The organism is Bradyrhizobium sp. CSA207, from assembly GCF_029051685.1.
GTDB lineage: Bacteria > Pseudomonadota > Alphaproteobacteria > Rhizobiales > Xanthobacteraceae > Bradyrhizobium.
Window position 1 is genome coordinate 1 of sequence record NZ_JAACFT010000057.1, and the last position, 22,633, is coordinate 22,633.

20 protein-coding genes and 1 pseudogene are annotated in these 22,633 nt (G+C 62.3%); 7 read left to right on the forward strand and 14 right to left on the reverse strand.

From position 1 onward, the window contains the following. Nucleotides 1-267: 267 nt before the first annotated feature. From GWG65_RS37635 to GWG65_RS37650, 4 genes are all read right to left on the reverse strand, one after another. Complete coding sequence (locus GWG65_RS37635; protein WP_275200453.1) at nt 268-561, reverse strand: hypothetical protein; 294 nt, start codon at nt 559-561, stop codon at nt 268-270. A 75-nt stretch (nt 562-636) separates the two neighbouring features. After that, complete coding sequence (locus GWG65_RS37640) at nt 637-1,644, reverse strand: transporter (protein ID WP_275200477.1); 1,008 nt, start codon at nt 1,642-1,644, stop codon at nt 637-639. A 156-nt stretch (nt 1,645-1,800) separates the two neighbouring features. Beyond that, nucleotides 1,801-3,243 (reverse strand): DUF1254 domain-containing protein, encoded by a 1,443-nt coding sequence (locus tag GWG65_RS37645; protein WP_275200454.1) that lies wholly within the window; start codon nt 3,241-3,243, stop codon nt 1,801-1,803. A 108-nt stretch (nt 3,244-3,351) separates the two neighbouring features. Next, on the reverse strand, nt 3,352-4,809 hold the full coding sequence (locus GWG65_RS37650) for a DUF1254 domain-containing protein (protein ID WP_275200455.1): 1,458 nt from the start codon (nt 4,807-4,809) through the stop codon (nt 3,352-3,354). A 155-nt stretch (nt 4,810-4,964) separates the two neighbouring features. Between GWG65_RS37650 and GWG65_RS37655 the strand changes: the two genes are divergently transcribed. After that, entirely contained in the window at nt 4,965-5,153 is a 189-nt protein-coding gene (locus GWG65_RS37655) for a hypothetical protein (protein ID WP_275200456.1), read from the forward strand. Nucleotides 5,154-5,414: 261 nt separating this feature from the next. Next, on the forward strand, nt 5,415-5,894 hold the full coding sequence (locus tag GWG65_RS40555) for a tail fiber domain-containing protein (protein ID WP_342760706.1): 480 nt from the start codon (nt 5,415-5,417) through the stop codon (nt 5,892-5,894). 788 nt (nt 5,895-6,682) lie between these two features. On the opposite strand, the pseudogene GWG65_RS37665 reads toward GWG65_RS40555, so the two are convergent. Continuing rightward, a pseudogene (locus GWG65_RS37665) lies at nt 6,683-6,787 on the reverse strand (Isoquinoline 1-oxidoreductase subunit); the annotation flags it as partial. 125 nt (nt 6,788-6,912) lie between these two features. Here GWG65_RS37665 and GWG65_RS37670 point away from each other — a divergent pair. Beyond that, complete coding sequence (locus GWG65_RS37670) at nt 6,913-7,371, forward strand: DUF3237 family protein (protein WP_275200457.1); 459 nt, start codon at nt 6,913-6,915, stop codon at nt 7,369-7,371. Nucleotides 7,372-7,594: 223 nt separating this feature from the next. Here GWG65_RS37670 and GWG65_RS37675 read toward each other — a convergent pair whose 3' ends face one another. Continuing rightward, the gene (locus tag GWG65_RS37675; RefSeq protein ID WP_275200458.1) at nt 7,595-9,043 is read right to left on the reverse strand and encodes an MFS transporter; all 1,449 of its coding nucleotides are present in this window, start codon (nt 9,041-9,043) and stop codon (nt 7,595-7,597) included. Nucleotides 9,044-9,142: 99 nt separating this feature from the next. On the opposite strand from GWG65_RS37675, the gene GWG65_RS37680 reads away from it, so the two are divergent. Next, complete coding sequence (locus tag GWG65_RS37680) at nt 9,143-10,075, forward strand: LysR substrate-binding domain-containing protein (protein WP_275200459.1); 933 nt, start codon at nt 9,143-9,145, stop codon at nt 10,073-10,075. 212 nt (nt 10,076-10,287) lie between these two features. Further along, complete coding sequence (locus GWG65_RS37685) at nt 10,288-11,088, forward strand: methyltransferase domain-containing protein (RefSeq protein ID WP_275200460.1); 801 nt, start codon at nt 10,288-10,290, stop codon at nt 11,086-11,088. Between the two features lie 88 nt (nt 11,089-11,176). Here the strand turns inward: GWG65_RS37685 and GWG65_RS37690 are convergent, their stop codons facing one another. The 4 genes from GWG65_RS37690 to GWG65_RS37705 all read right to left on the reverse strand — a co-directional run bounded on the left by GWG65_RS37690 (nt 11,177) and on the right by GWG65_RS37705 (nt 16,378). Then, a complete protein-coding gene (locus tag GWG65_RS37690) occupies nt 11,177-11,794 on the reverse strand; it encodes an Isoquinoline 1-oxidoreductase subunit (RefSeq protein ID WP_275200461.1) in 618 nt (205 codons plus the stop codon). Between the two features lie 23 nt (nt 11,795-11,817). After that, nucleotides 11,818-12,342, reverse strand: a complete 525-nt coding sequence (locus GWG65_RS37695) for a (2Fe-2S)-binding protein (protein ID WP_275200462.1) — start codon at nt 12,340-12,342, stop codon at nt 11,818-11,820. Next, entirely contained in the window at nt 12,339-15,110 is a 2,772-nt protein-coding gene (locus GWG65_RS37700; protein ID WP_275200463.1) for a molybdopterin cofactor-binding domain-containing protein, read from the reverse strand. The genes GWG65_RS37695 and GWG65_RS37700 overlap by 4 nt, the downstream gene beginning before the upstream one ends. Before the next feature lie 176 nt (nt 15,111-15,286). Beyond that, nucleotides 15,287-16,378, reverse strand: coding sequence for a hypothetical protein (locus tag GWG65_RS37705; RefSeq protein ID WP_275200464.1), 1,092 nt, complete (start codon nt 16,376-16,378; stop codon nt 15,287-15,289). 202 nt (nt 16,379-16,580) lie between these two features. Between GWG65_RS37705 and GWG65_RS37710 the strand changes: the two genes are divergently transcribed. Further along, the gene (locus GWG65_RS37710) at nt 16,581-18,203 is read left to right on the forward strand and encodes an ABC-F family ATP-binding cassette domain-containing protein (RefSeq protein WP_148740883.1); all 1,623 of its coding nucleotides are present in this window, start codon (nt 16,581-16,583) and stop codon (nt 18,201-18,203) included. 172 nt (nt 18,204-18,375) lie between these two features. On the opposite strand, the gene GWG65_RS37715 is transcribed toward GWG65_RS37710, so the two are convergent. The 4 genes from GWG65_RS37715 to GWG65_RS37730 all read right to left on the reverse strand — a co-directional run bounded on the left by GWG65_RS37715 (nt 18,376) and on the right by GWG65_RS37730 (nt 21,585). Continuing rightward, nucleotides 18,376-18,903 carry a transposase gene (locus tag GWG65_RS37715; RefSeq protein ID WP_275200465.1) on the reverse strand — a complete coding sequence of 176 codons (528 nt, stop codon included), beginning with the start codon at nt 18,901-18,903 and terminating at the stop codon, nt 18,376-18,378. A 135-nt stretch (nt 18,904-19,038) separates the two neighbouring features. Further along, on the reverse strand, nt 19,039-20,115 hold the full coding sequence (locus GWG65_RS37720; RefSeq protein WP_275200466.1) for a type II asparaginase: 1,077 nt from the start codon (nt 20,113-20,115) through the stop codon (nt 19,039-19,041). A gap of 148 nt (nt 20,116-20,263) precedes the next feature. Continuing rightward, complete coding sequence (locus GWG65_RS37725; RefSeq protein ID WP_275200467.1) at nt 20,264-20,512, reverse strand: hypothetical protein; 249 nt, start codon at nt 20,510-20,512, stop codon at nt 20,264-20,266. Nucleotides 20,513-20,622: 110 nt separating this feature from the next. Beyond that, nucleotides 20,623-21,585, reverse strand: coding sequence for an alpha/beta hydrolase (locus GWG65_RS37730; protein WP_275200468.1), 963 nt, complete (start codon nt 21,583-21,585; stop codon nt 20,623-20,625). Between the two features lie 145 nt (nt 21,586-21,730). On the opposite strand from GWG65_RS37730, the gene GWG65_RS37735 reads away from it, so the two are divergent. Further along, nucleotides 21,731-22,408, forward strand: a complete 678-nt coding sequence (locus tag GWG65_RS37735; protein WP_275200469.1) for a nitroreductase — start codon at nt 21,731-21,733, stop codon at nt 22,406-22,408. Nucleotides 22,409-22,633: the final 225 nt, after the last annotated feature.

Consider the following 22,633-nt stretch of genomic DNA (forward strand, 5'->3'; position numbering starts at 1 on the left):
AGCGCCTAGATGAAGCTTCTGGTTGCCCCTAAGATGACAGGAGGTCGATCCCATCGCATCAAAGGCCCGGCGGCCGCGGAACGCGCCGGTGGGCTCAAGTTGCACTGTTTTCACACGGCCTGGGCCCAAGGCCGACGTCGGCGGCCGGTCCTGCATTGTCTCCGTTTGAGAGCAAAGCGGAAGTCGCTATGCATAGCCGGTGGCCATCTGCAAGTGACACAATGCGGAGAGGAGTAGAAGCGCAAGTGGATGGGAAGATTCAGATCGTTACCGAACACGCTCGATCTTCGCGGCCATATCGGGCGCGCGCGCTATCCGGTACGTCGCGTTGCTGCACTTCAGTACCCAGACCACGTAGTCCGGCCTGAAGCGCTTCTTGTCTCGCGCCGCACCAAGCGACTTGTCACATGCAAACCCTTGCGTGCGGATCTGCGCCGCCAGCATCTCCTGCGGTTGTTCGGAGGCGAGCGTTGCCGGCGCATGTTGTGCCCGCGCAAATGGGCTGAAAAGAACAATCGCGGCCAGCAAGATTGACGCACGCGACTTATACATGAACGCCATCCTTCTCGCCGTCGGGCGCCCGTTGCATTCAGGCCAGGCCTGCCAAGGCCGTTGCCAACTACTAGTCTTCTGAACCTATTTCGTCACAATTCGCCGCGTCGGCGTCACTGTGCCGGTGGGCGCCATTGGAGAAATCGAAAAGGTCAGCCAGGTATTCCAGCCCGCCGGCCGGTTTTCGGCGGCGAATTCGCCGTATCCTTTCAGATTGAGATATCCTTGCATGTCGCCAACCGGAAACAGAAAGCCGACCTGTGGGCCCACGCCTACGACCCGCGAGCGGAAACCACCGAGGATCGGGTGTTGTCCGGAGTCGTCGGTGATCTGCTGATAGGCGTATCCCACCAGGCCGACAAAGACCTGCTTCGAGAGAAACTGGGAAGCGCCCCAGTCGACGTGAAAATCAGTGCCGTTCTGGTATTGCGTGTCGTTGTTCTTGAAATTGTAGGTAAATCCCGCGACGGCCGAAAATTCGTGCCCCGCTTGCGGATTGAAGTAGGTGTAACCGCCGCCGCCATCGATGGCGCCGTGGCCAATGCCGAGATTGGCAAGGCGGTCTGGATCGTAGGCGCCGACGGGAACGTCTCCCGTCACATAGGTCATGAAGTTGTGAACGCCTGCGTTCCATTTCAGTGTCAGCTGTGGGTAGAGGTCGCCGACCGAGGTAATCGAATCGCCAAAGCTGCCCGTGCGAGTTGTCGCGAGTGGTCCGAAACCGGTTGTAAGTGTCCCGTTGAGGTCGGCGCTGGATCGCCCGAACAGGCCGGTAATGCCGATGGCCAACTGTCCGCCCAGCACCGGCGTCGCGAACGTGTAGGTAGGGTTGAGAAGTACCAGATCGGCCTGCGCATTGAGGCGAAGATTCAAGTCGACGTTCACCGTGGCAGGGAATCTGCCGATCTGAATCTCTCGTGCCGCGGCTGCGGCGCCGAACGCCGATACGGAGGTATGATAATAGACCTCGGCCATGGACCAGCCCGGCACCCCGGGCGTTGCCGCGAGGCTGCTAAAACGGCCGGGAAGCCAGTACGATACCCCGCCCTCATCCGCGTATGCCGTCTCGGACACGCAGCCGAGCAGCACCATGGCAGCGCTGAGACCTGAGCGGGTGAGCCAGCGCCGAGATTTCCATTTGGATATGTCGCGCGTCATTTGTCTGTCCCAATTGGCTGGAGATCCCATTGTGCCGGCGCGGGTGAGCAGGAGGAGGCGTTTCACTTCACTCCTCCCATCCCACTGTCTCTACGAGACCAGCTTCACGCCCGGCGGCTGCCACGTCCCTTGGCCCGGAGGCAGGATCGACGGTGCTTCGGTCTTGGGCCAGTAGAGCCGCATCGCCAGATAGATCGGGCCGTTTGGAGCCGGAAGCCAATTGGCTTCCTTGTCGGCACCGGGCGATTTGTTCTGAATATGGATTGTCAGCGACCCGTCAGCGTTGGTCTTCATGGCGAGGAGCATCGGCGAGTTGATGAGATAGCGGTTGATCGGGTTTTCGATCAACAATTGGGTCTTGCCGTCATACATCGTCACCGACCAGAACGCATTCACCGGCGGCAGCTGACCGGCCGGGAACGTCAGTGAGTAGTCGTGCCGGCTACAGTCGAGGGTCTGACCATCGATGTCGACGCGCGTCATGGGATAGGTCGCCTCCGCTGCATCGTTGCCGTATATCCCCGCCTTTGCGCCGGTGGCCCGCTTCAACCAGTCGCCATTGAAGAAAGCGCGATCGCCAAACAGCGAGCTGACCCGCCAGCCGTTGATCTCCTTGCCGGCCTTTGCGACGGCCTCTTCGATCTTTCGTTCGCCCTCCTTCATGCCCAGGCCGACTTCGAGCTTCTGCTCCATCGGAAGGTCCTTGAAATTGAAGGTCTTGCCCGAGCCAACGCCGATGGTCGCAAGCTGCGCGCGAATGTCCTTTTCGTTCTCCTGAACGGGGGCAAATTGAAGCGCGAAGTCGAGGTATTCGAAGAAGTTCGTCTTCACGAGCTCCTTGTCAATCTTCGGAAAGTCGACGGCCGCTGCGGCAACAGTCGTCGGCTGTTTCAGATAGGCCGAAAGCGACTGCGCCTTATAGCCCTCCTGGACTTTCTTCATGTTCTCGAGATCGTCGGGATTGAAAAGCTGCGTGCGATAGGCCGCCACCGAAAACTGCGTGGTCGACCGAAACACCTTCTTGATCCCGGGCGGAGTTGCTCCGTTCCAGTTCGGCCCGACAACCATATAGTCGCCGGCCTCGCTTCCGGTGGCGCGGCTGCCAACATAGCCGTAATTGTAGGTGTTGCCGTCGCAGAGCATGATCGAGTAGTAGCGCTTCGGGTCCACGGTTGGGACCGAGAGAACTATTGGCTCCGCCCGCAAATCCATCCACAGGATCGAATAGGGGGTATCGCTGTTCGGCGTGATGACGGCGGTGTCCTTGTAGGTGTAAACGTTGGGTTCGTTCTTGATCTGGTTGAACGGGGCCTTGAACTGCCCGGAGTTGCGATCGACTGCGTACTCGTACATCACGGCGTAGTTCATCACGATCGGCAGGCCGTAGATAAAGCCCGCTTCGGCAATGTCCTTCGCCTTGAGGAAGCCCGGTCGATCGGCGCTGGCCTGGGCAAACGCCGGCAAGGACCTTGTCGCCGCAAGGGTGATCGTCGTCATCGCAGCAGTGCGAAGAAGTTCGCGTTTGGTCAACATTTGAAGCTCCTCAGGATCAACTCGCTCGCTTCTAACGATCGGTCTTCCAGGGACATTTGTGCTCGTACGGTCGGACGCCGGCGCAAAGCGCCGGCGCTCAAATCAACTTTATTGGGCCAAGCCCACCGTTCCCGCCTGCGTTTTCACGACCGGCGGCGGATTCCATTTTCCGGTCAGCGCATCGGACTTCGGGCTGTAGAGGCGCATGGTCAGACTAAAGGCTCCCTTCGGCGCCGGAAGCCAGTTCGCATCCTTGTCCTTGCCCGGACTTTCGTTCTGGAAGAATATATCGAGCGACCCGTCTGCGTTGTACTTGAACGGCATCCAGCTGCTCACAGCAAAACGGTTGAGCGCATTGCCGACCTGGAAACCTTCCGGGTCGTATAGCGTGATCGACCAGAAGGCATTGACCGGCGGGGCAGCGCCCTTCTCGAACGTAATTGTGTACTTGTTGGCTCCATCCAGCGGCTTGTTGGTCTCGTCGCCGAGATTGAGCGGATAGATGGCATCCTCAGGCAGGTTCGCGCCCAGCCCAAGTTGGGCGACGATGGCACGCTTCAGATAGTAGTTGCCGTAGACACCCATCGTATCGGTGTTCATCGACCAGCCATTTGCGACCCGCGCCAGTGTCGGCACTTTCCAGGTCATCAGCTTCTGGCCGTCTTGCGGGGCAGTCTCCAGCGCCCGTTGCAACACCGGATCGAGCTTGCCGATGTCAAAACTCTTGCCGGGCTCGATGCCGATTTTCTTCATCTGCGCGATGATCGGCTCATCGGTAACGTGCGGCGGGTGAAGCTTGAGCAGTTCTGCGGCGCTGGCGAAGTACACGCCGGCCGACATGGTATCGACCTGGACCTTCGGCGGCGTCTTCATGTCGACGCTTGGGTCCGGCGTGAACTCGACCGGCTTGGGTGTCTTGCCATACTCGGAAAGGAGCGTGACCTTGTAACCGGCCTGAATCTTATGGACCGCATCGTAGTCCGGCGGGCCATCCGTCTTGGTGCGGCCGATCACCCAGACATAGGGCGTCGGCGCTTCGATGCGCTGGGTGTCGCTCGGAAGCTTGAATTCTTCCGCGAACCTGTCGCGCAGATCGGGCCGCCAGCCCGGGGGCGTGATCAGGAACGTGCCGGCCTTGGTGCCCGTCGTTCGCCAGCCGGGCGATGCGAAGACGTCGGTCCACATGTCGAGCATCGGCAGCAGATAGTAGCGCCCACTTGTATCTGGTGCGGAGATGACGACGGGCTCCTTGGTCATGTTCAGCCAGGAGACGGAATACAGCGTGTCGAAGTTCGATCGCACCACGCCCTTGAAATTGGCAGGGGGGTATTCCGGCACGTTGACAAAGGTATTCATCGGTCCTCTGAAATCGGTCGTGCCGTTGGTGAATTGCTTTCTCGAGACGTCCATCGACATCAGCGAGTAAAAGTAGACATAGGCATCCACCGCGATGGCATGCGCTTCTTGTTCAGTGATGGCCGGTGCAGCGCCCTCCGCCAGCGCGGCAGGCGCAGCCGCCGCGCCGAGGCAAAGAGAAATTGTCAGCGTCAGAATTCCTCGAAACATGTCGAATCCTCCTCTTCTGATTTGGCGACCTCTAATTTGCGACTTCGTTCAATTCACCATGTTTACCGTCGGAATGATCGCGTTCGAGGGTCTGAACATTGAAGGTCTCAGCGTATTGCCTTGCTGCGTGGCGCCACGGGAATTCAACACGAAGAATGGCAGCAAAGCCGATGCCAGATGCGTTCACACAGCTCGCGGCGGCATTGATTGAAGCATTCTCGATCCAAGGCGAGGGCGTGCATTGCTTGCAAGAGGACGTGCATGACCAGCTGCATCAAACGCCGCGTGGCGTCTGCAGAACTCAAAACAAGGTCGCTGGAAACAGAGCTATTAAGCGCAATTGAAGGTGCGTCGCTTGAGGAGCCCCTTTCGCTTGCAATGCGGCATCCTCCAGTATTTCTCTTTAGCACAACCTGTCCGGGAGGGCCAGCGACGATAGTTAGTCTGCATCTCTGTCACAATCTGGCGATGCGGGGATAGTCTGTGAATTGAGGCGCGGAATGTATCGCCCCGGAGAACAATTGCTCGCCGGGCGAAAATCTGATCCTATTCGTAATTCTTTTGCGTGAAACTCCCCTGACAACAATTCAACGAAGGAGACAATGATGCGCTCGATCCTCCTCGCTGCGCTTGGCATTACCGCCTTCTCCGCAACCATGGCCATCGAGACACCCGAGGCAAATGCTGTTGTCTATTGTGCCGCTGGTGTCTACCGCGCGGGCTGCGTCGCCCGACCTGTTGTCGGGCCCGTCGTCGCACCAGTAGTCGGCGTGCGAGGTGTTGCACGGCGGACCACCCGGCGTGTCGTCCGGCGATCGGACATGATGCTCAAGCACGACATCTTCCTTATCGGTCACCTCGAAAACGGCATCGGCTTCTATCGCTTCACCTACAACGGCGGCAACAAATCCCATGTCGGCGTGATGGCGCAGGAAGTGCAGACGATTATGCCCACCGCGGTGCTGCGCGGCAGCGACGGCTACCTGCGAGTTTCGTACGACATGCTCGGCGTGAAGTTCCAGACCTACGACCAATGGATTGCATCGGGCGCCCATGTCCCGGCCGGCACACCAGTTGAGCAGTAACGCGCCCGATGCCGCATCTGATGCGTAGCGGCCGTGAGGTGATCATTCACGCGGGCGCCTTCGATGATCCGCTTGGCGCGACACCCGACCGGCACGTACATTGGGCGTCGCGCGCAAACTGGTACGTCCATGGCGAGGGGTTGTTTGTGGAAGACGAGTGATCTTCGTAAAGCCAAGGACGCTTTCCGAAGAGTTCAGGAACCTGTTCAAAGCGGGACTCTTCGGCGCGGAACCGTCCTCTGCTCTCTGCGGCCAGCTCCGGGCTGGGCTCGGCGCCTCAATTTCGCTGCGCAGTCCAATAGCCTGAGCAACGTGCGCTTCCTGAATGGCCACTCCACCTGCCGCGGCCAGAATTACTAGAGAGCCGGCCTGAGCCGGACGCGAATTTGTCATGGACTGTCACTGACGCCCGAACTGCGCCCGAATGCGCCACGTAGCCTCTGAATCTGACTAGGTTCGGATGTGTAACTATTCCGTTGGTGATGTTGACGGTGAAATTATAGGTCGGATCGCAAGTGCCTCTTTGCGTCACGAAAACGAGGTCCCAGGAGCCGTCGAATGCGGAGCGGGCCTGCGCGATGGAGAGGAGGGCGACCAGGCAGCCCATGGCCGCCACACACGTGAGAAGCTTCTTCATTGTTTTGCTCCAAGCGGTCCCCCCACACATGGCGAGCGGAACTGGCGAGTTCAATGCGGCTCGCCGGGGCCGGAGGAGTGATATTCGCTTCGAGTCTTGGCCATGCAAAAGCGGCTTCAAAGGACGTCGGTCCGAAACGCCATCTTCGAGATCACGGCGCAGGACGGGCCGCCCCAGTCGTCACCCAGGCCTCGACCAGCGCGCCGGCCTGCTCTTGCGTGCCCGGCACGGGCGAGCGGCCGCAGCCGGGCTTCCAGAGCCGGCATGAGACCGCTAACTGCGCCAGCTGTGAAATAATTTGTCCTGAACATGTCGTCTTGGCGGTCGCCCGTTCGACTGGATGTCGGCAATCCAGCCGAACGAACACCTGGGAGAAATACAATGACTCAGAATCCTGGAATGAGGGGCGAGAAGATATATGAATGCGATCTGGCTCTCACGGGCGTCACGGATTACGGCGTAAGCATGGATGATATCCTTACCGGCCAGAAAGCGGTCCCACTGCAAGGAGCGCGTTTCGATCTTCATATCGATGGCTCCTGTAAGGGCCGCCTTTCGGGGCGCCAGCACGGCATCGACTATCTGCGAATGCGCGCTGATGGTCGCATCGACCTTGACCTCCACGTGATCGTTGAGACCGACGATGGCCATCGCATTGCGTTGTCGGGCGATGGTCAAGCCGCACCGCGAAGCGGCGAGCCGATGATCGATATCTTTGCAAACATCCGTCTCACCAGCGCCTCCCAAGAGTATGCATGGGTCAATGAGCGGCAGATTTGGAGCGTAGGGACTGGAGACCTGGCTACCGGGAGGATTCGCGTCACAGCGTATATGCAATGATGGCGATACGCCCCAATAGCGCGCAGCCCGGCAAGGGGCATCTGGAAGGGTGCAGCCTTGCCAGCTTTCCAGGCCGCGAAATCCGATCGGGCCTCAGCTCTTCTTCGCTCTCAAATCGTTCGTTCGCGAGGACCGCGCGGCAAAATCATCGATCTCCTCGTGCGGCAGACAAGGCGACAAATACTTCGCCTGTTGGCCCCTGAACTGCCGCCGATCGCGGCTACTAGGCCGCCTGTTTCCCGTCCAAAAGCCAATAGACGATGGCCGTCAGGGCAAGGGTCGATGCGCCTGCAACAATGAACGCGGCGAAATAGTCGCCACTCGAACTTTGCTGGAGGGCCGCGCCCAAAAGCGCGATCCCGAAGCTGAAACCGATTTGGCGCATCGTGACGCAAATGGCCGATGCGGTCGCCGCACGATCGCCTGGAACCGCCGACACGGCGGCGGCAGTGATCTGAGCGTTGATCACGGCACAGCCTGACCCGCTGACGAGCAATGCAATGACGGTCATTGCCAGCGTGTCCGGCCCCGCATTTGCGCCGGAGATCGCACCAAGTGCCAGGTCAGCCATTCCGACAAGCGCGAGACCACCACAGAAGAACGATCGTGGCGGGATGCGGGTGGCCAAAACCGCCCCATAGCGCGGCAACACCATCATCGGCAATGTGAGCGCGACCAGCAGCCAGCCCGCCTCAAGCGGACTGAGGCCCAATGGTCCGCGCGCCAATTGCGGCACGTAAACGAGAAGCGACCAGAATCCGATCGATCCCGCTATCGGGACGAGGCACATCGCTATGAACTGCCGGGATCCGAACAGCTTAAGATCGAACGCCGGGTTGGGGTGTCGGCATTCCACCCAAACGAACAGAAGGAGCGCAATCCCGGAAGCTGCGAGTCCGGTCAGGACCGTTGCCGACGCAATGCCGCCAAGCGCGGGTGCTTCCAGCAACATGAATGCGAGCGCGGCTGACGTTATTGCAAGAAGGCCAGCACCGAGCCAATCTACCTTGGCGCTCGACCGCTGCTGGTCGACCCCATCGCCGATTTTGCGCATCGCCAGAAAAACCAGGACGACGCAAAGCGGCAAGTTGATCCAAAAAATCCAGCGCCACCCGACCGTGCCAGCCAGGAACGATCCGAGCGGCGGACCGGTGACCATCGAGGCACCGGCGATGGCGCCCCAAAGTCCAAACGCCCGCGCGCGCCGAGGTCCCTCGTAGGCACCAGCAAGGAGGGCAGACGAGGTGCTGGTGATGCAGGCACCGGCGATGCCTTGCAATGTGCGGAATGTCAGCAAGACATCGAGCGTGTTCGCGCACGCGCACAGCAGAGAGGCGAGGCCAAACAGCCCAGCACCCCAAGTGAAGATTTGAACGCGTCCGTATCTGTCAGCAAGGCTACCTGCGATCGGCAAGCAGAAGATCAAAGCAAGGCTGTAGACGTCGATGACCCAGGCCGCTCGTGCGGAAGCGGCACCGAGGTCGCGGCCAATATCGGGCAGGGCAGCCGCCAAAGCCGTTAAGTCGACTTGAAACAGAAAGCCGCTCAAGCACGCTGCAAGCAGCGTCGCACTTTCCAGGGACATGCGATTGCCGCGATGGCCGTCGTCGGTAGCCCAACTGGCGCTCCGCTCTTCATCATCGTCCTGCCGGGGTTTGTCGAGCATGGTCATTCGGCCTCCATGGACCATGAATGGCCGGGCAACAGGCTCTGGTCGAATGACGGCTCCTCAAAAGCTCATGAATCTGTATCATGGCTTGAGGAGATCGAGATGCCACGCCGCTTGCCACCCTTCGCACCCCTCGTCGCGTTCGACGCTGTCACCCGCCATGGCTCGTTCACACGCGCCGCGGCGGAGTTGGGCGTTACGCAGAGTGCGGTCAGCCATCAGATCCGAAAACTGGAGGACCACTTCGGGCTGACATTGTTGCTGCGGCAGAATCCGGGGATCGAGATAACCCCCGCCGGTGCGCAGCTCAGGCAAGAGCTTGCAGCAGCACTCGACGCGCTTGGTGCGCTGGATGCTCAGGTGCGGCGGCGCTCGAACCGAACGACGTTACGTTTGGGCGCCGGCTCAGCGTTGGCAACATGGTGGCTCGTCCGCCGCCTGCCGGACTTTACGACGCGATATCCGTCGATCAACGTTGATCTCAAACCGCTGGAGACAGGGGACAGATCAAAGCGGCCGCTCGACGTGCGAATTGTCTGGAAGGCTAGCGAAGACGCACGGCGGACGTCGACTCAATTGCCGCTGTTTTGGGAGCGGATTTTTCCCGTCTGTGCGCCGCACCTGTTGCCCCGCCGGCGTCCCCTGACGGACCCCGACGACCTCCTGGCCCTACCGCTCATCCACAAAGGCGACAACGCGACCGGCGACTGGGGTTGGCCCTCCTGGTTTAGACGCCTGGGATTGCCGAAATCGGGCGCTGCCGCTGGCAGCCTGACGCTGGACGACATGGGAATGTGCATGTCAGCTGCGGCCGAGGGGGCCGGCGTGACACTTGGGCGCTCACTCCTAGTCGCAGATGCGGTCTCGTCTGGACGCCTCATGTCGGCACTCGCCAATTACCCTACCGTCGAGTCCACGAAAATTCAGGTTGCCCAGTGGCCCGCCGACCTGATCGGCGATCGCAGCGTCGAATTGTTCGTGAATTGGCTCGCTGAGCAGGCCGAGGCGACCGTGAAGCATATTTCGGCCGCCTAGTCCGCTCCTGGCCCGCGGGGACAGGACGACTTGTCGGATCGCAGGGGGCAGAGCGGAAACGGTTCGCCTAGCGCGCGACAGACGCGATTGGCCCGAACCGGACATGGCAGACCTTCGCTGCCATTATCACGATGGCGGGCGCATTCTTGCCTCCGCCAATTTTGCGGATCATGATCCGAGCCGATACGAATACAAATTTGACGAGGCTGCTAATGGCAAAGGAGCTCGCGTACCACGCCGAAGCCGCCGCTGAGTACGATGGCGCGTTTTCACATGTGTCACAGCACTTTTTACCATTCCTGCTGAGTGGGGCAGGTGTTGCGTCCGGCATGAAGGTCCTCGACGTCGCAACGGGTACCGGACTGGCAGCTGCAGAAGCCTTGCTCGTAGTCGGGCCAACGGGGCACGTTGTCGCAGCCGATGTCTCGCAAGCCATGGTCGGACAGGCACGGCAGCGCCTGAGCGCAGCGGCAAATGCCAGCTTTGCGGTGGAGGACGGCCAATCTCTCTCGTTTGCCGATGGCAGCTTCGATGCCTTGATGTGCAGCCTCGGGCTAATGTTCTTCCCTGATCCCGCGCGCGGATTGTCAGAGTTCTTGCGTGTCCTTCGCCCGGGCGGACGTGCGGCCGCTTCAGTTCTCACGGTGCCCGAACGGTCCTACAACGGCCGAATCAACGCCGTCATGGCTAAGCATTTGCCGGCGATCAGGGAGGCAACGGCCAGGACCTTTTCATTGGGTGACGCGGCTCGTCTGCGACAGTTGCTCGACAAGGCCGGATTCCAAGATATCGAAATAACGAGGCATGCGCATCGATTCAAAATGCCTTCTTTCAATGCCTACTTTGGCCCATTTGAGCGCGGCGGCGGCTCGACCGGACAAGCCTATCTGACGCTCCCTCAATCGGTGCGTGATAAAGTTCGCGAGGAAATGCAACGCAGTCTCGGAGATACGGGCGGGCCCGTGGAAATCGAAGTTGAGTTTCAGTTCGCAAGCGGCCAACGTGGCAAATGAAGATGGTCGGCTCGCTAAGGCAGGCCGACTATGTCTGCTCGCGCGTGTAGACTAGCCATCATCCAAATCGAATTTATGAGCACCCGCCCTAAGGCGCCGGACACGCCGCCCCGGTCTTCACCCACGCCTCGACCAGCGCGCCGGCCTGCTCCTGCGTGCCCGGCACGGGCGCGCGGCCGAAGCCGGGCTTCCAAGCCCAGCCGACGAGGGTGTCCTTGCCGATATGGTCGATCAGGTCTTCCGCCTTGCGCCCGCCATTGCGCGCGGGGTCTTTGATCTGCGCGCAGATCTCGCCGGCGGTCTTGCCCTCCCAGGCCATTTCGCGTGGGGCAAGATGCCAGTCGGGATGGCCGGGCATGCGACCTGGCTCGAAATTGGCCTTCTGGTGGCAGGTGTTGCAGCGCATCGCCTCGAGCCCATGGCCGTCGGCGCCGCGCGTGACCGGCGGCTGATGGAGGCGGGCATTGTCGCCCTGGTGCGGCCTGTCGCCGGCCGGATGACAGTTGGTGCAGCGCGGATGCGTCAGGACTTTTCCAAGCTCGGTGAAGATCGCCGCCGAGCGCTTCTCCGTATCGCCAATGTTTGCAAAACTCTCAGGCGAAGCCAGCACAGGGGTCGCTGTCTCCGAGGCCGCGTAGGCCGCGCACAGGCTGCTCGCAAGCACCGCGATCACGGCAATCGTCCTCAATCGTGCGTCGGAGATCATGGCTCGTGTGCCCCCGGGTACGCTCACTTGGCGGCGATGAGATAACGGGCTGAATCTGCGAGGATTACGTCGCGCACCGCCTCGTGATATCTAATGTAGCCGGTGCAGCGGCAGAGATGACCGTCGAGCGCATCCGCGATCGTCTGTTCCAGCGCCTCGCGCGGCACCGGCGTGCGGGCAAGACGTTCGAGCAGCACCTGGCCTTCGCCCAGGAAGCCTGCGGTGCAGTAGCCGCACTGGAAGGCGAAGTGCTCGATGAAGGCCTTTTGCAGCACCGAGAGCTCGCCGTCTTTTGCATGCCCCTCGACGGTGCGGATCGACTTGCCGTGAAAGTCCACGGCGGGCGCGACACAGGTCGGGCTGGTGTAGCTGGTGCCGTCGGGCGCATCGACGATGATGGCGCAACTCAGGCATTGCGCGGCGCCGCAGCCGAACTTGGTGCCGGTCATCCCGAGCATCTCGCGCAGAAAATCGTTCATCGAGAGGTCGTCGCGGACGTCCATCGGACCGTGCTTGCGGCCGTTGATGGTGAGGCTGAGGGTCGTCACGCGAGCACTCCCTTCAGGAGGTTTGATGTGACCGGCAGCGCACGGAAGCGATGGCCGGTGGCGTCAAAGATGGCGTTGATCAGCGCTGGAACGATCGGGACCATCACGACCTCGGCCATGCCCTTGGGCGGCTCGTCAGGCGTCAGCGGCTTCAGCATCTCGATTTCGAGATCGCGCAAGGGCAGATCCGAGCCGCGTGGGACCAGGTAGCGCCCGAGATTCCATTCGCCGTTGCCCGGTCCGCCCTCGAACGGCGGCAAGGTTTCCAGAAGCGCGTAGCCGACGCCCATGGCGAAGCCGCCCTGGGACTGGCCTATCACTACCTCCGGCACCAACGCTGTGCCGCATTCGAGCACGCTGTAGGCCTTGGCGATGCGCAAGGCGCCGGTGGCGCGCTCGATCTCGACGCGGACCAGCGCGCCGCACATGGAGGTGTAGGCGGTCCCGATGCGGTTGTTGTCGGTCGGTGGAAACTTGACGCTGGTGCGGTTGATCCGCTCGAACTTGCCGTTGCCGCGGCGGATCGCGAGCGCGTCGATCTCGGCGCGATATTGCTCGCCGAACAGGGCAAAGCGTGCACGCGACCAGGCCCAGCGCGAAAAGCTGTGGGCGATCGCACCGGTGACGAAGCCGCGGGCATGGGCCGTTGCCGCGAGCACGGGGAGCGCCAGCGGTGCGAGACCGGGCATCGTGAGCTGGCCGTTTTGCCAGGTCGCGCCCGCCCATTGCCTGGCGCGTGGATCCGTCTTCGGGATGCGCCACAATTCCAGCGCCGCGGGCCACAGGCCGAAGCGGAAGATGATGCGGGCGGCCTCCGCGGAGGAATGGGTGCCGACATGGGCGCCGACCGAGGCTGATGTCGCCGAGCTGATCCTGGGCACCCAGCGCGGATTTCTTTGCGCCGCATCCTGGGTCTTTTGATCGATCGTGTAGGGATCGCCCGAGGTGACGAGGCCTAGGACCTCATAGCCATCGACCCGGGCAATCGAGACGTCGTCGGCGATGGCGCCGAGATGGGGCCCGACGCGGTTGGCCAGCGCCGTGCCGATGCCGTTGCCCATCTCGACATGATCGCAGAAGATCGCAATCTTGCCGTCGGCTCCGAGCTCGACGCGGCCGAGCGAGCAGTCCGCCCCGGCGCCATAGTCCTTGGTTACGCAGGCAACGCCGGTGCCGACCAGGCGGTCTGATGAGGCCAGCTTGAACTGCGCGCGCTGCTGCCAGATCGGATGCTTTTCCAGCCTGTCGAGAATTTCCGGCGTGCGCACCGAGACGATGTAGGGGTTGCCGGTCATGGTCCGGCCGTTCTGCTTGAGCGCGTTGCGCCTGCGGAATTCGATCGGATCGAGCTTGAGCTCGCCTGCCGCCTCGTCGATCAGCACTTCGATCGCCGTCAGCGTCTGCAGCGCGCCGTAGCCGCGCATCGAGCCGGCGGTCACGCCGCGCGAGTGCAGCGCCACCGTGGTGACGTCGACCTTGGGAATGTCGTAGATGCCGATCGCGGCGGTGGCGGCGACGGTCGCAACGTTGGCGGAGAAATTGGCCTGGCCGCCGCCGTCAAGCACGTGATCGGCAGCGAAGGCCTTGATGATGCCGGTCGCGCGATCGATGCCGATGCGCGAGCGCATCTTGATCGGGTGGCGCTTGATGCCGCCCTGGAACTGCTGGTAGCGGTCATGGGCAAGCCGCACCGGCTTTCCGGGAAAGCAGATCGCCGCCAGCGCGACGTAGAGGATGAACGGCGTGTGATCGCGGCCGCCGAAGCCGCCGCCGACATGGGCGAACTGCGCGTTGATATGGGTCGGCTTGTAAGGCGCAGCGGCCTTGGCCAGCAGAAACGCGAGCGAGTCCGCCGCCTCGTAAGGCGACTGCACGCCGAGCACCAGCTCGAGATTGCCGCCCTTGCCGCTATACCAGGCGAGCCCGCATTCGGGCTCCAGGAACATCGGATCGACCGACTGTGTCTCGAACTCGCGGTCGAGCACCAGCAGCGAGGAATCGTCCGCGGCAAGCTCGGCGCGGATCTGCTCGCCGTATTTCGCCGCCTTGGCGTAGTCGGCCGGCATTTCCTTGGCGAGCGGCGACCACACCGGAAGGGCGGCGTTCTGCACCTTCCTGGGCGAGACCCAGCCGGCCTGGAGCGGTGAATAGACGTCCGGCTTCTCGGGGGAGGGACCCGCCACCCGCGTGAAGCGGTAGGAGCCATAATCGGGCGCCATCACTGGTCCGGTTTCTTCGCCGAATTTGACGAAGGTGCCGTCGCGCAAGGCGAGCCGCGCCTGGTCGAAGCTATCGAACGTCTCGAAGATCAGGAGCGCGACCGGCTGTCCGAGAAAGAGCGGCGTCTTGCCGGGCGGGCAGAACAGGTCGCCGGCATAGAACTCCGGCGCCTGCGTGCCGATGCGGTCGAGATCGGCGGCGGTGACGACGACCGAAGTCTTCAACGCGCCTTTCAGACGGGCGAGGTCCATGCCGGTGTAGACATGGGTGGCGTCATTGGCGCGTACCAGGATCGCGTGCGAAGTGGCCTGTGGCCAGCCCGGCAGATCATTGGCGCGGAAGTCGGAAGCGTAAAGCTTTGCGCCGGTCACCTTGGCGACGCCGTCGACACGGCCGGCGCCCTTTGTTGCAGGATTGAACTTGCCGCGTCCCGGTAGCGTCTCGTGGGCCGCGAAGGGAGCTCCCGCCGCCGAAGCAAGATGCGACAGGCTGACCGAAATGCCTCCCGCCGACAACCACTTCACGAACGTGCGTCGCGAAGGCCGCATGAGCTGATCCTTAGGTTTTAAGGGCGCCGCGATGCTGACGGCATCGAGGCCCGGACGATACGCGGCAACGCAAGCGTGAAGCTGTCATGATTCGTCATCCGACGATAGAAAGCCTTACCGATACATGAAGGCGGCAGCGACGCAGCCGCCCTCGTGTCCTGACATCCGGACCAGGGCTACTTGAGGTCCGCGATCGCGGCAGGCCCCGATCCTGGCGTGATCAGGGTTGGCCACTGCTTGGAACCGAAGGGAACCGGCGGCGGCAGGAACGGCGTCATGCCGCGCTTTGTCGTCTCCGCGATGATCGCGGCCCGCCCGTCGCCTCCCATCAGCTCGTAATCCATCAGGTGATAGTTGCCGAAGAACAGCGCGCCGACCGAGCGATCGGCGATGATCCGCGTCAGCGATTCCAGCATGTCGGCCGGCGTCGTGGTGAACGAAACCGTTTCGATCAGCAGCAGGCGCGAATTGATGGCGTCGGGGCCGAAGAACTGCGCAAGCACGCTGAAGATCACGTTGTTCTGCCGCGTCACGTAGATCGTGTTGCTCGCGGCATAGGTCTTCTCCCAATCCGGGCCGAGCTGCATCTTCCAATCCGCCAGCACGCTCATCCAGTGCGCAACCTGGGTCTGGGCCGCCCAGGTGACGTTCTTCGCGAGGAACGGCGCCTGCTTCTTGCCGAAGGCTTCGAGCTTCGCGAAAGGAATGACGCCGCCGGCGATGCATTCGTCCATGAATGCGAGGTTGTTTTGCAGGATGGTGCGGTTGTTGTCGCGCCAATCGGTCTGCATCGGCGTCGCGTCGAGGCTCTCGAGCGCCGACTGCATCCGGCTGCGATAGGCCATCATCGAGCCGCGCCACGATTTGTTGTCGGGATTGTCGAGATAGGGGCCGACGACCTCGGCCAGCGCCATGGTGCTATGGCCGACCGACTTCAGCAGCTGGTACACGACCGGAACCTGGGGCGCGTCGAGCGGCGGCTGGCCCGGCCGGTACAGGATCAGACGTCCGCCCGCGCCGGAGAACAGGCCGAGGATCACGGGGTGCTTGTCGAGAATGTTCTTCTGGAACACCTTTGCAGCATCGCCATAGAGCTCGAACATGCCGGTGTTCAGCGCCAGCACATCCTTCGTTGCGATGTCGGCAGGCGTGGCCGTGCTCTTGCCGGAGATCGGCGCCATGTAGTCGGGCAGCGTCTGGGCCGCGGCAGCTCCGCCACAGGCCAGCAGCAGCGTGGCAGCCGCGGCAAGGCGAAATCGATGTTTCATGGGGGTTCCTCGGATGCTTCCAGGAGGCGTTGTATCGGCGTGTGCCGGCTCGGCGGGCGTGCAGGTATTTCTGGCGCAAAATTGCTAACGATTTGGTCGAGCTGCCCAAACCCGGGCCCGGCCGGGCTTCCCCTGGCCGCCCGCATGGCCTATTACGCCGCAACGCAAAAATTCCCCGACAAAAATTCCCCGAAAAGACCTCATGATCCGCCTCGACAACGTCAGCAAGCAAGCCGGCCACCAGATCCTGTTCATCGAAGCCTCGGCCGCCCTCAACAAGGGCGAGAAGATCGGCCTTGTCGGCCCAAACGGCGCCGGCAAGACCACGCTATTCCGGATGATTGCCGGCGAGGAACTGCCCGACGAAGGCCAGGTCTCGACCGATCGCGGCATCACCATCGGCTATTTCAACCAGGATGTCGGCGAGATGAGCGGCCGCAGCGCCGTGGCCGAGGTCATGGACGGCGCGGGGCCAGTCAGCACGGTGGCGGCCGAGCTGCGCGAGCTCGAGACCGCGATGGCCGATCCCGACCGAGCCGACGAGATGGACGAGATCATCGCGCGCTATGGCGAGGTGCAGCACGCCTTCGAGGAGCTCGACGGCTATGCGCTGGACGGCCGGGCGCGCGAAGCGCTGTCCGGTCTCGGCTTCAGCCAGGAGATGATGGACGGCGACGTCGGCAAGCTTTCCGGCGGTTGGAAGATGCGCGTGGCGCTGGCCCGCATCCTCTTGATGCGCCCCGACGTCATGCTGCTCGACGAGCCGAGCAACCATCTCGATCTGGAAAGCCTGATCTGGCTGGAAAAATTCCTGCACGACTACGAAGGCACGCTGCTGATGACCTCGCACGATCGCGAGTTCATCAATCGCGTCATCTCCAAAGTGGTCGAAATCGATTCCGGCTCGCTCACCACTTACACCGGCAATTACGAGTTCTACGAGCAGCAGCGTGCGCTGAACGAGAAGCAGCAGCAGGCGCAGTTCGAGCGCCAGCAGGCGATGCTTGCCAAGGAAATCAAGTTCATCGAGCGCTTCAAGGCGCGCGCCTCGCATGCCGCGCAAGTGCAGAGCCGGGTCAAGAAGCTCGACAAGATCGAGCGGGTCGAGCCGCCGCGCCGGCGCCAGACCGTTGCATTCGACTTTCTGCCGGCGCCGCGCTCCGGCGAGGATGTCGTCGCCCTGAAGAAGGTGTTCAAGGGCTATGGAGCCAAGCGGATCTATGACGGGCTCGACTTCATGATCCGTCGCCGCGAGCGCTGGTGCGTGATGGGGGTCAACGGCGCCGGCAAATCGACGCTGCTCAAGCTGGTCGCCGGCGCGAGCGAGCCCGATGAGGGCACCGTGGCGGTCGGCGGCAGCGTCAAGATGGGCTATTTCGCCCAGCACGCGATGGACCTGCTCGACGGCGAGCAGACGGTGTTTGAGTCACTCGAATACGCGTTTCCGACCGCAGGGCAGGGCTCTCTGCGCGCGCTTGCCGGCTGCTTCGGCTTCTCCGGCGACGACGTCGAGAAGCGCTGCCGCGTGTTGTCGGGCGGCGAGAAGGCCCGGCTGGTGATGGCCAAGATGCTGTTCGATCCGCCGAACTTCCTGGTGCTGGACGAGCCGACCAACCATCTCGACCTCGCCACCAAGGAGATGCTGATCACGGCGCTGTCGGATTTCGAGGGCACCATGCTGTTCGTCTCCCACGACCGGCATTTTCTCAGCGTCCTGTCCAACCGCGTGTTGGAGTTGACGCCGGAGGGCATCCATCAGTTCGGCGGCGGCTATACGGAATATGTCGCGCGTACGGGACAGGAAGCGCCGGGGTTGCGGAGCTAGATGGGATCGGTAGCCCGGATGGAGCGTAAGCGTAATCCGGGTTTCGTGCCACGAGCGTGCTTGAGTGATGCGGTTGGTCTGTCCCCGGATTTCGCTACCGCTTCATCCGGGCTACCCCGCCCCAGCTGAATTCGTAGCCCGGATGGAGCGGTAGCGTAATCCGGGACCAATCTCAGCGTTCGCCGAAATTGCCGTCAATCTCACTGGCTCCTCCCCAGTTGGAAGGCAGCAGACCAGCGCGGACGTAGCGATGGAGCGAGGAATACGGCCAGTCAATCGGCGACGCGACGAGGCCGTGCTTCACGGGGTTGAAATGGATGTAGTCCGCGCATCGTCCGAAATCCGCGTCGTCGCGAATGGTGTGCTCCCAAAACCGTCTCTGCCACAAAGAGAGCTCGCCGCGATGGTTGCGTGAGATGGGAGCACCTGAAGTAGCCAATTGATGCGTGAACGAACTCTTGATCCGGCGCCACCGGCCTGAGAAATCGGAGTCTGCGTCCGGCAGCGTCATGATTGCGTGCAGGTGATCGGGCAGGATGACGATTGCATCGATCGTGAATGGTCGTTCGGCGCGGGTCGTCCGGAATGCCGCGCGGAGCTGGCCCGCGTGCTCGACCAGCGCAGACGATCGTCGGTCGTCCAGCGTGACTGTGAAAAAGAACGTCCCGCCGCAGACAAAATTGCGCCGATAGCGAACCATGCGAGGGGCTTTCCCGGATTACGCTTTCGCTCCATCCGGGCTACAACCAAATAGCGAGGCTGGCAAGAAGTTCGCTCGCTTGAACGCCCGATCCAAAGCAGTCGGCGGTGTCGCGGCGGCCGCCCTTCGGGCGGTCTAATAAGTGTAGAACATCCGTTGGATCTCCTTGGTGTCGGTCGTCCTGGTCAGCGCCAGCATCAGCAAAATACGCGCCTTTTGAGGATTGAGCGTATCCGAGACGACGAAGTCGTGTTCGTCGTCCTTGGCCTCCCCATTGCGTGCGACGATGCCGTTCCCGACACGGCTGCTGCGAACGATCACGACACCCTTCTTGCGGGCCTCGTCGAGAGCCGGCTCAACCGCGGGCCGAGCAAGGCTGCCGTCACCCACACCGGCGTGCACGATCCCCTTGGCCCCGGCGGCGACAAAAGCGTCGATCGCGATCCGGTTCATGTTTGCGTAGCCGTAGACAATATCGACTTGCGGCAGGGCATCGAGGTTAGAAACGTCAAATTCGGAGTCCGCCGTGTGCCGTCGCGTCGATTGACGATAGAAGTACGGTTTGTTGCCCTGTATGTAGCCGAGGAAGCCGAGTTCCGGCGTGCGGAAGGTGTCTGCCGTCGAGGTGTTGTTTTTGGTGACCTCGCGAGCCGCGTTGATTTGATCGTTGAGGGCGACGAGCACGCCCTTGCCGACGGCCTCTTCACTGCCTGCCAGGATCACCGCATTGTAGAGGTTGATCGGCCCATCCGCGCTGATCGCTGTCGACGGCCGCATCGCGCCGACGATGACGACAGGCTTCTTGCTCTTGACGACAAGGTCGAGAAAATAGCTGGTTTCCTCGATCGTATCGGTCCCGTGCGTGATCACGATCCCATCCACGTCGTCCTGCGCGAGAAGCGCGCTGACGCGCTTTGCAAGCTTGAGCCAGTAGTCATTATTCATGTTCTCGCTGGCGATCTGAAAGACCTGCTCGCCCTTGACGTTGGCCACCGTTTTCAGTTCGGGGACGGCGTTCAGGAGGGTCTCTATGCCGACCGTGGCTGCGGTGTAGCCGACCACGGTGGTGCTGCTCGCCCCGGTGCCGGCGATCGTGCCACCGGTTGCCAGAACCATGACGTTGGGCAGACCGGGGCCCCTTGCGTTCGCGACGTCAAGACTGATGAGCAGCGCGAAGAGCAAGCTCATTGTCGCCATGATCTGATTACGCACTCGAAGTTGCCACATCTTGACGTCCCTTTCCTGGAAAGCCTGCGTTCCTTGCCACACGGAAACACACACGCGGATGCCCGGGACAAGCCCCGGGCATGACGACTGGGTTGAACAATCGTTCGCTGACGGGGTCGCGAACGTGCAGCGATTACGCGCCCATCTCGCACTTCTTCATGAAGCTGTTTTTCGCGGCACCAGCGAGCGGCTTGCCGTCGGCGCTGACCGCCTTGGGTGCGCAGGCGTCGGCCTTGCACTTCTTCAGGAACGAGGTCTTGGCGGCGCCGGCGAGCGGCTTGCCGTCCTTGCCGACCGCCTTGCTCTCGCAGGTGTCTTCGGCGAAGGCCGAACCGGCCGCGAAGGTGGCGACGATCGCAGCGAGGAACATCCGCTTCATCATGGGTGTCTCCCTAAATAGTGGCGCGGTGATTGGAGACGGGAATCGTGGCGCAATCAAGCAGGATCGATGTCCGCCCCGACCGCCATCGCCGATTTTTGTTGGTCCGGACCTCAGAGCCCTCGCGTCAGCAGCGCCTTGAAGTCGGCCCGCGCGCACTGCGCCTCGGTCCGCGCGACTTCGGAGGCGTCGCCAAGGCCGAAATAGCCGTGGATCAGGCTTGCGCCCTCGTGGTGCTTCACCCGCACGCCGGCCGCTTCCAGCGCTCGCGCATAGGCGGCGCCTTCGTCGCGCAGCGGATCGAACCAGGCGGTGGTCACGATCGCGGGCGCGACGCCGGCGAGCGATGCGGCGCGGAGCGGCGAGACTCGCCAGTCCAGGGCGTGGGCGGGATCGGCGATATAGTGACCGGTGAACCATTCCATCACCGCGCGCGAGAGGAAATAACCTTCGGCGTTCTCTGCGCGTGAGGGATAGCGCGCATTCTCCCGCGCCTCGGCGTATCCGCCGACGACATCGGTCACGGGATAGACCAGCAATTGTGCGGCAAGCTTGATGCCCGCATCGCGGCAGGCAATCGCGGTGGCCGCAGCGAGATTGCCGCCGGCGCTGTCACCGGCGACGCCGAGCTGCTTCGCGTCGCCGCCAAATTCCGCGACGCGGGTGAAGACGTCACTGACCGCGGCAAAGGCATCCTCGAACGCGCCGGGAAAGCGCGTCTCCGGCGGCTGGCGATAGTCGACGGAGACGACGACTGAGCCGGTTTCGATCGCGAGCCATCGTGCCTGCCGGTCGTGGGTCTCGAGGTCGCCCGCGACCCAGCCGCCGCCGTGGAAGAACACCACGGTCGGCGCCGGACCGGTGCCGATCCTGTAGAGGCGCGCATCAAGCGGGCCGACGCCACCTTTGACCTTGATGTCCTGCACGGCATCGACGGGCGGCGGCGGTATGGCGGCACGCGATGCAGCGAGTGCGCGCAAGGAGTCGCGGGCACTCTGTGGCGTCATGACCGTGGGATCGCGCATTGGCAGCAGCGGAATGATCTGGGCGATGACGGGATCGAGCGGTGCAGCCATGGGAGGTCCTCGCAGGTGTGGCGGGTCCACACCGGGGTTCTTGGTCTTGCTTGCGCGTTAGCATAGATTTTGACAGCCGCCTCGGCAACCGGGGCGGCCGGTCGCAGCGGGGGCCGAATGAAAGTCGCAAGGGGGGATTTAGAAGGTGGAATTCGAAACGCTGGTCCAGTCGCGCCGCAGCGTGCGCGGTTTCAGGAACGAGCCGGTGCCGCGCCCGGTGATCGAGGCGATCATCGAGAGTGCCAAGCGCGCGCCATCCTCGATGAATACCCAGCCCTGGCATGTCCACGTGCTCACTGGCGCTCCTCTGGGAGAGGTGCGCCGCCGCAACATGGAGGAGATGCTTGGCGGCGCCAAGGTCAAGCGCGACATCGTCAGCCATGGCGAGTACCAGGGCGTTCACCGCAACCGGCAGGTCGACGTCGCCAAGAAGCTGTTCGGTGCGATGGGGATCGCGCGCGACGACAAGCCGATGCGGCAGGACTGGGTGCTGCGCGGCTTCCGCCAGTTCGACGCGCCAGTGTCGCTGGTGCTTACCTATGACCGCGTGCTCGACCCCGGCGCGGTCTGCCATTTCGATCTCGGCGCGCTCTGCTACGGCATCGTGCTCGCGGCCTGGGATCGCGGCCTCGGCAGCGTGATCAACGGGCAGGGTATCATGCGATCCGACATCGTGCGCGAGGTCGCAAAGATTCCGGAAGACGAAGTCATCATGACCTGCGTCGCGATGGGCTATCCCGACGAGACGTTTGCCGCGAACGCCGTTCGCTCGGATCGCGAGCACAACGACGAGTTCGTGCGGTTCGTCGGATTCGCCGACTGACGCAGGTTGCGGAGGAAATTTTTCTCGCGCAGAAATTTTTGGTGTGGACTCGTTGCCGGCTCTTGCAATCTCGATGGAGCGGGAGGAACAATACTGGAGGTAAAGGGTTTGTTGCTGGCGCGAGGGAATTGACATGCGGCGGCTGGCTAGCCTGGTTCGACGGTTCTTCGGTCCGCGAATGCGGCGCCCGATCGATGATGATCCAAGTCTTCCTTTCACTCCTGA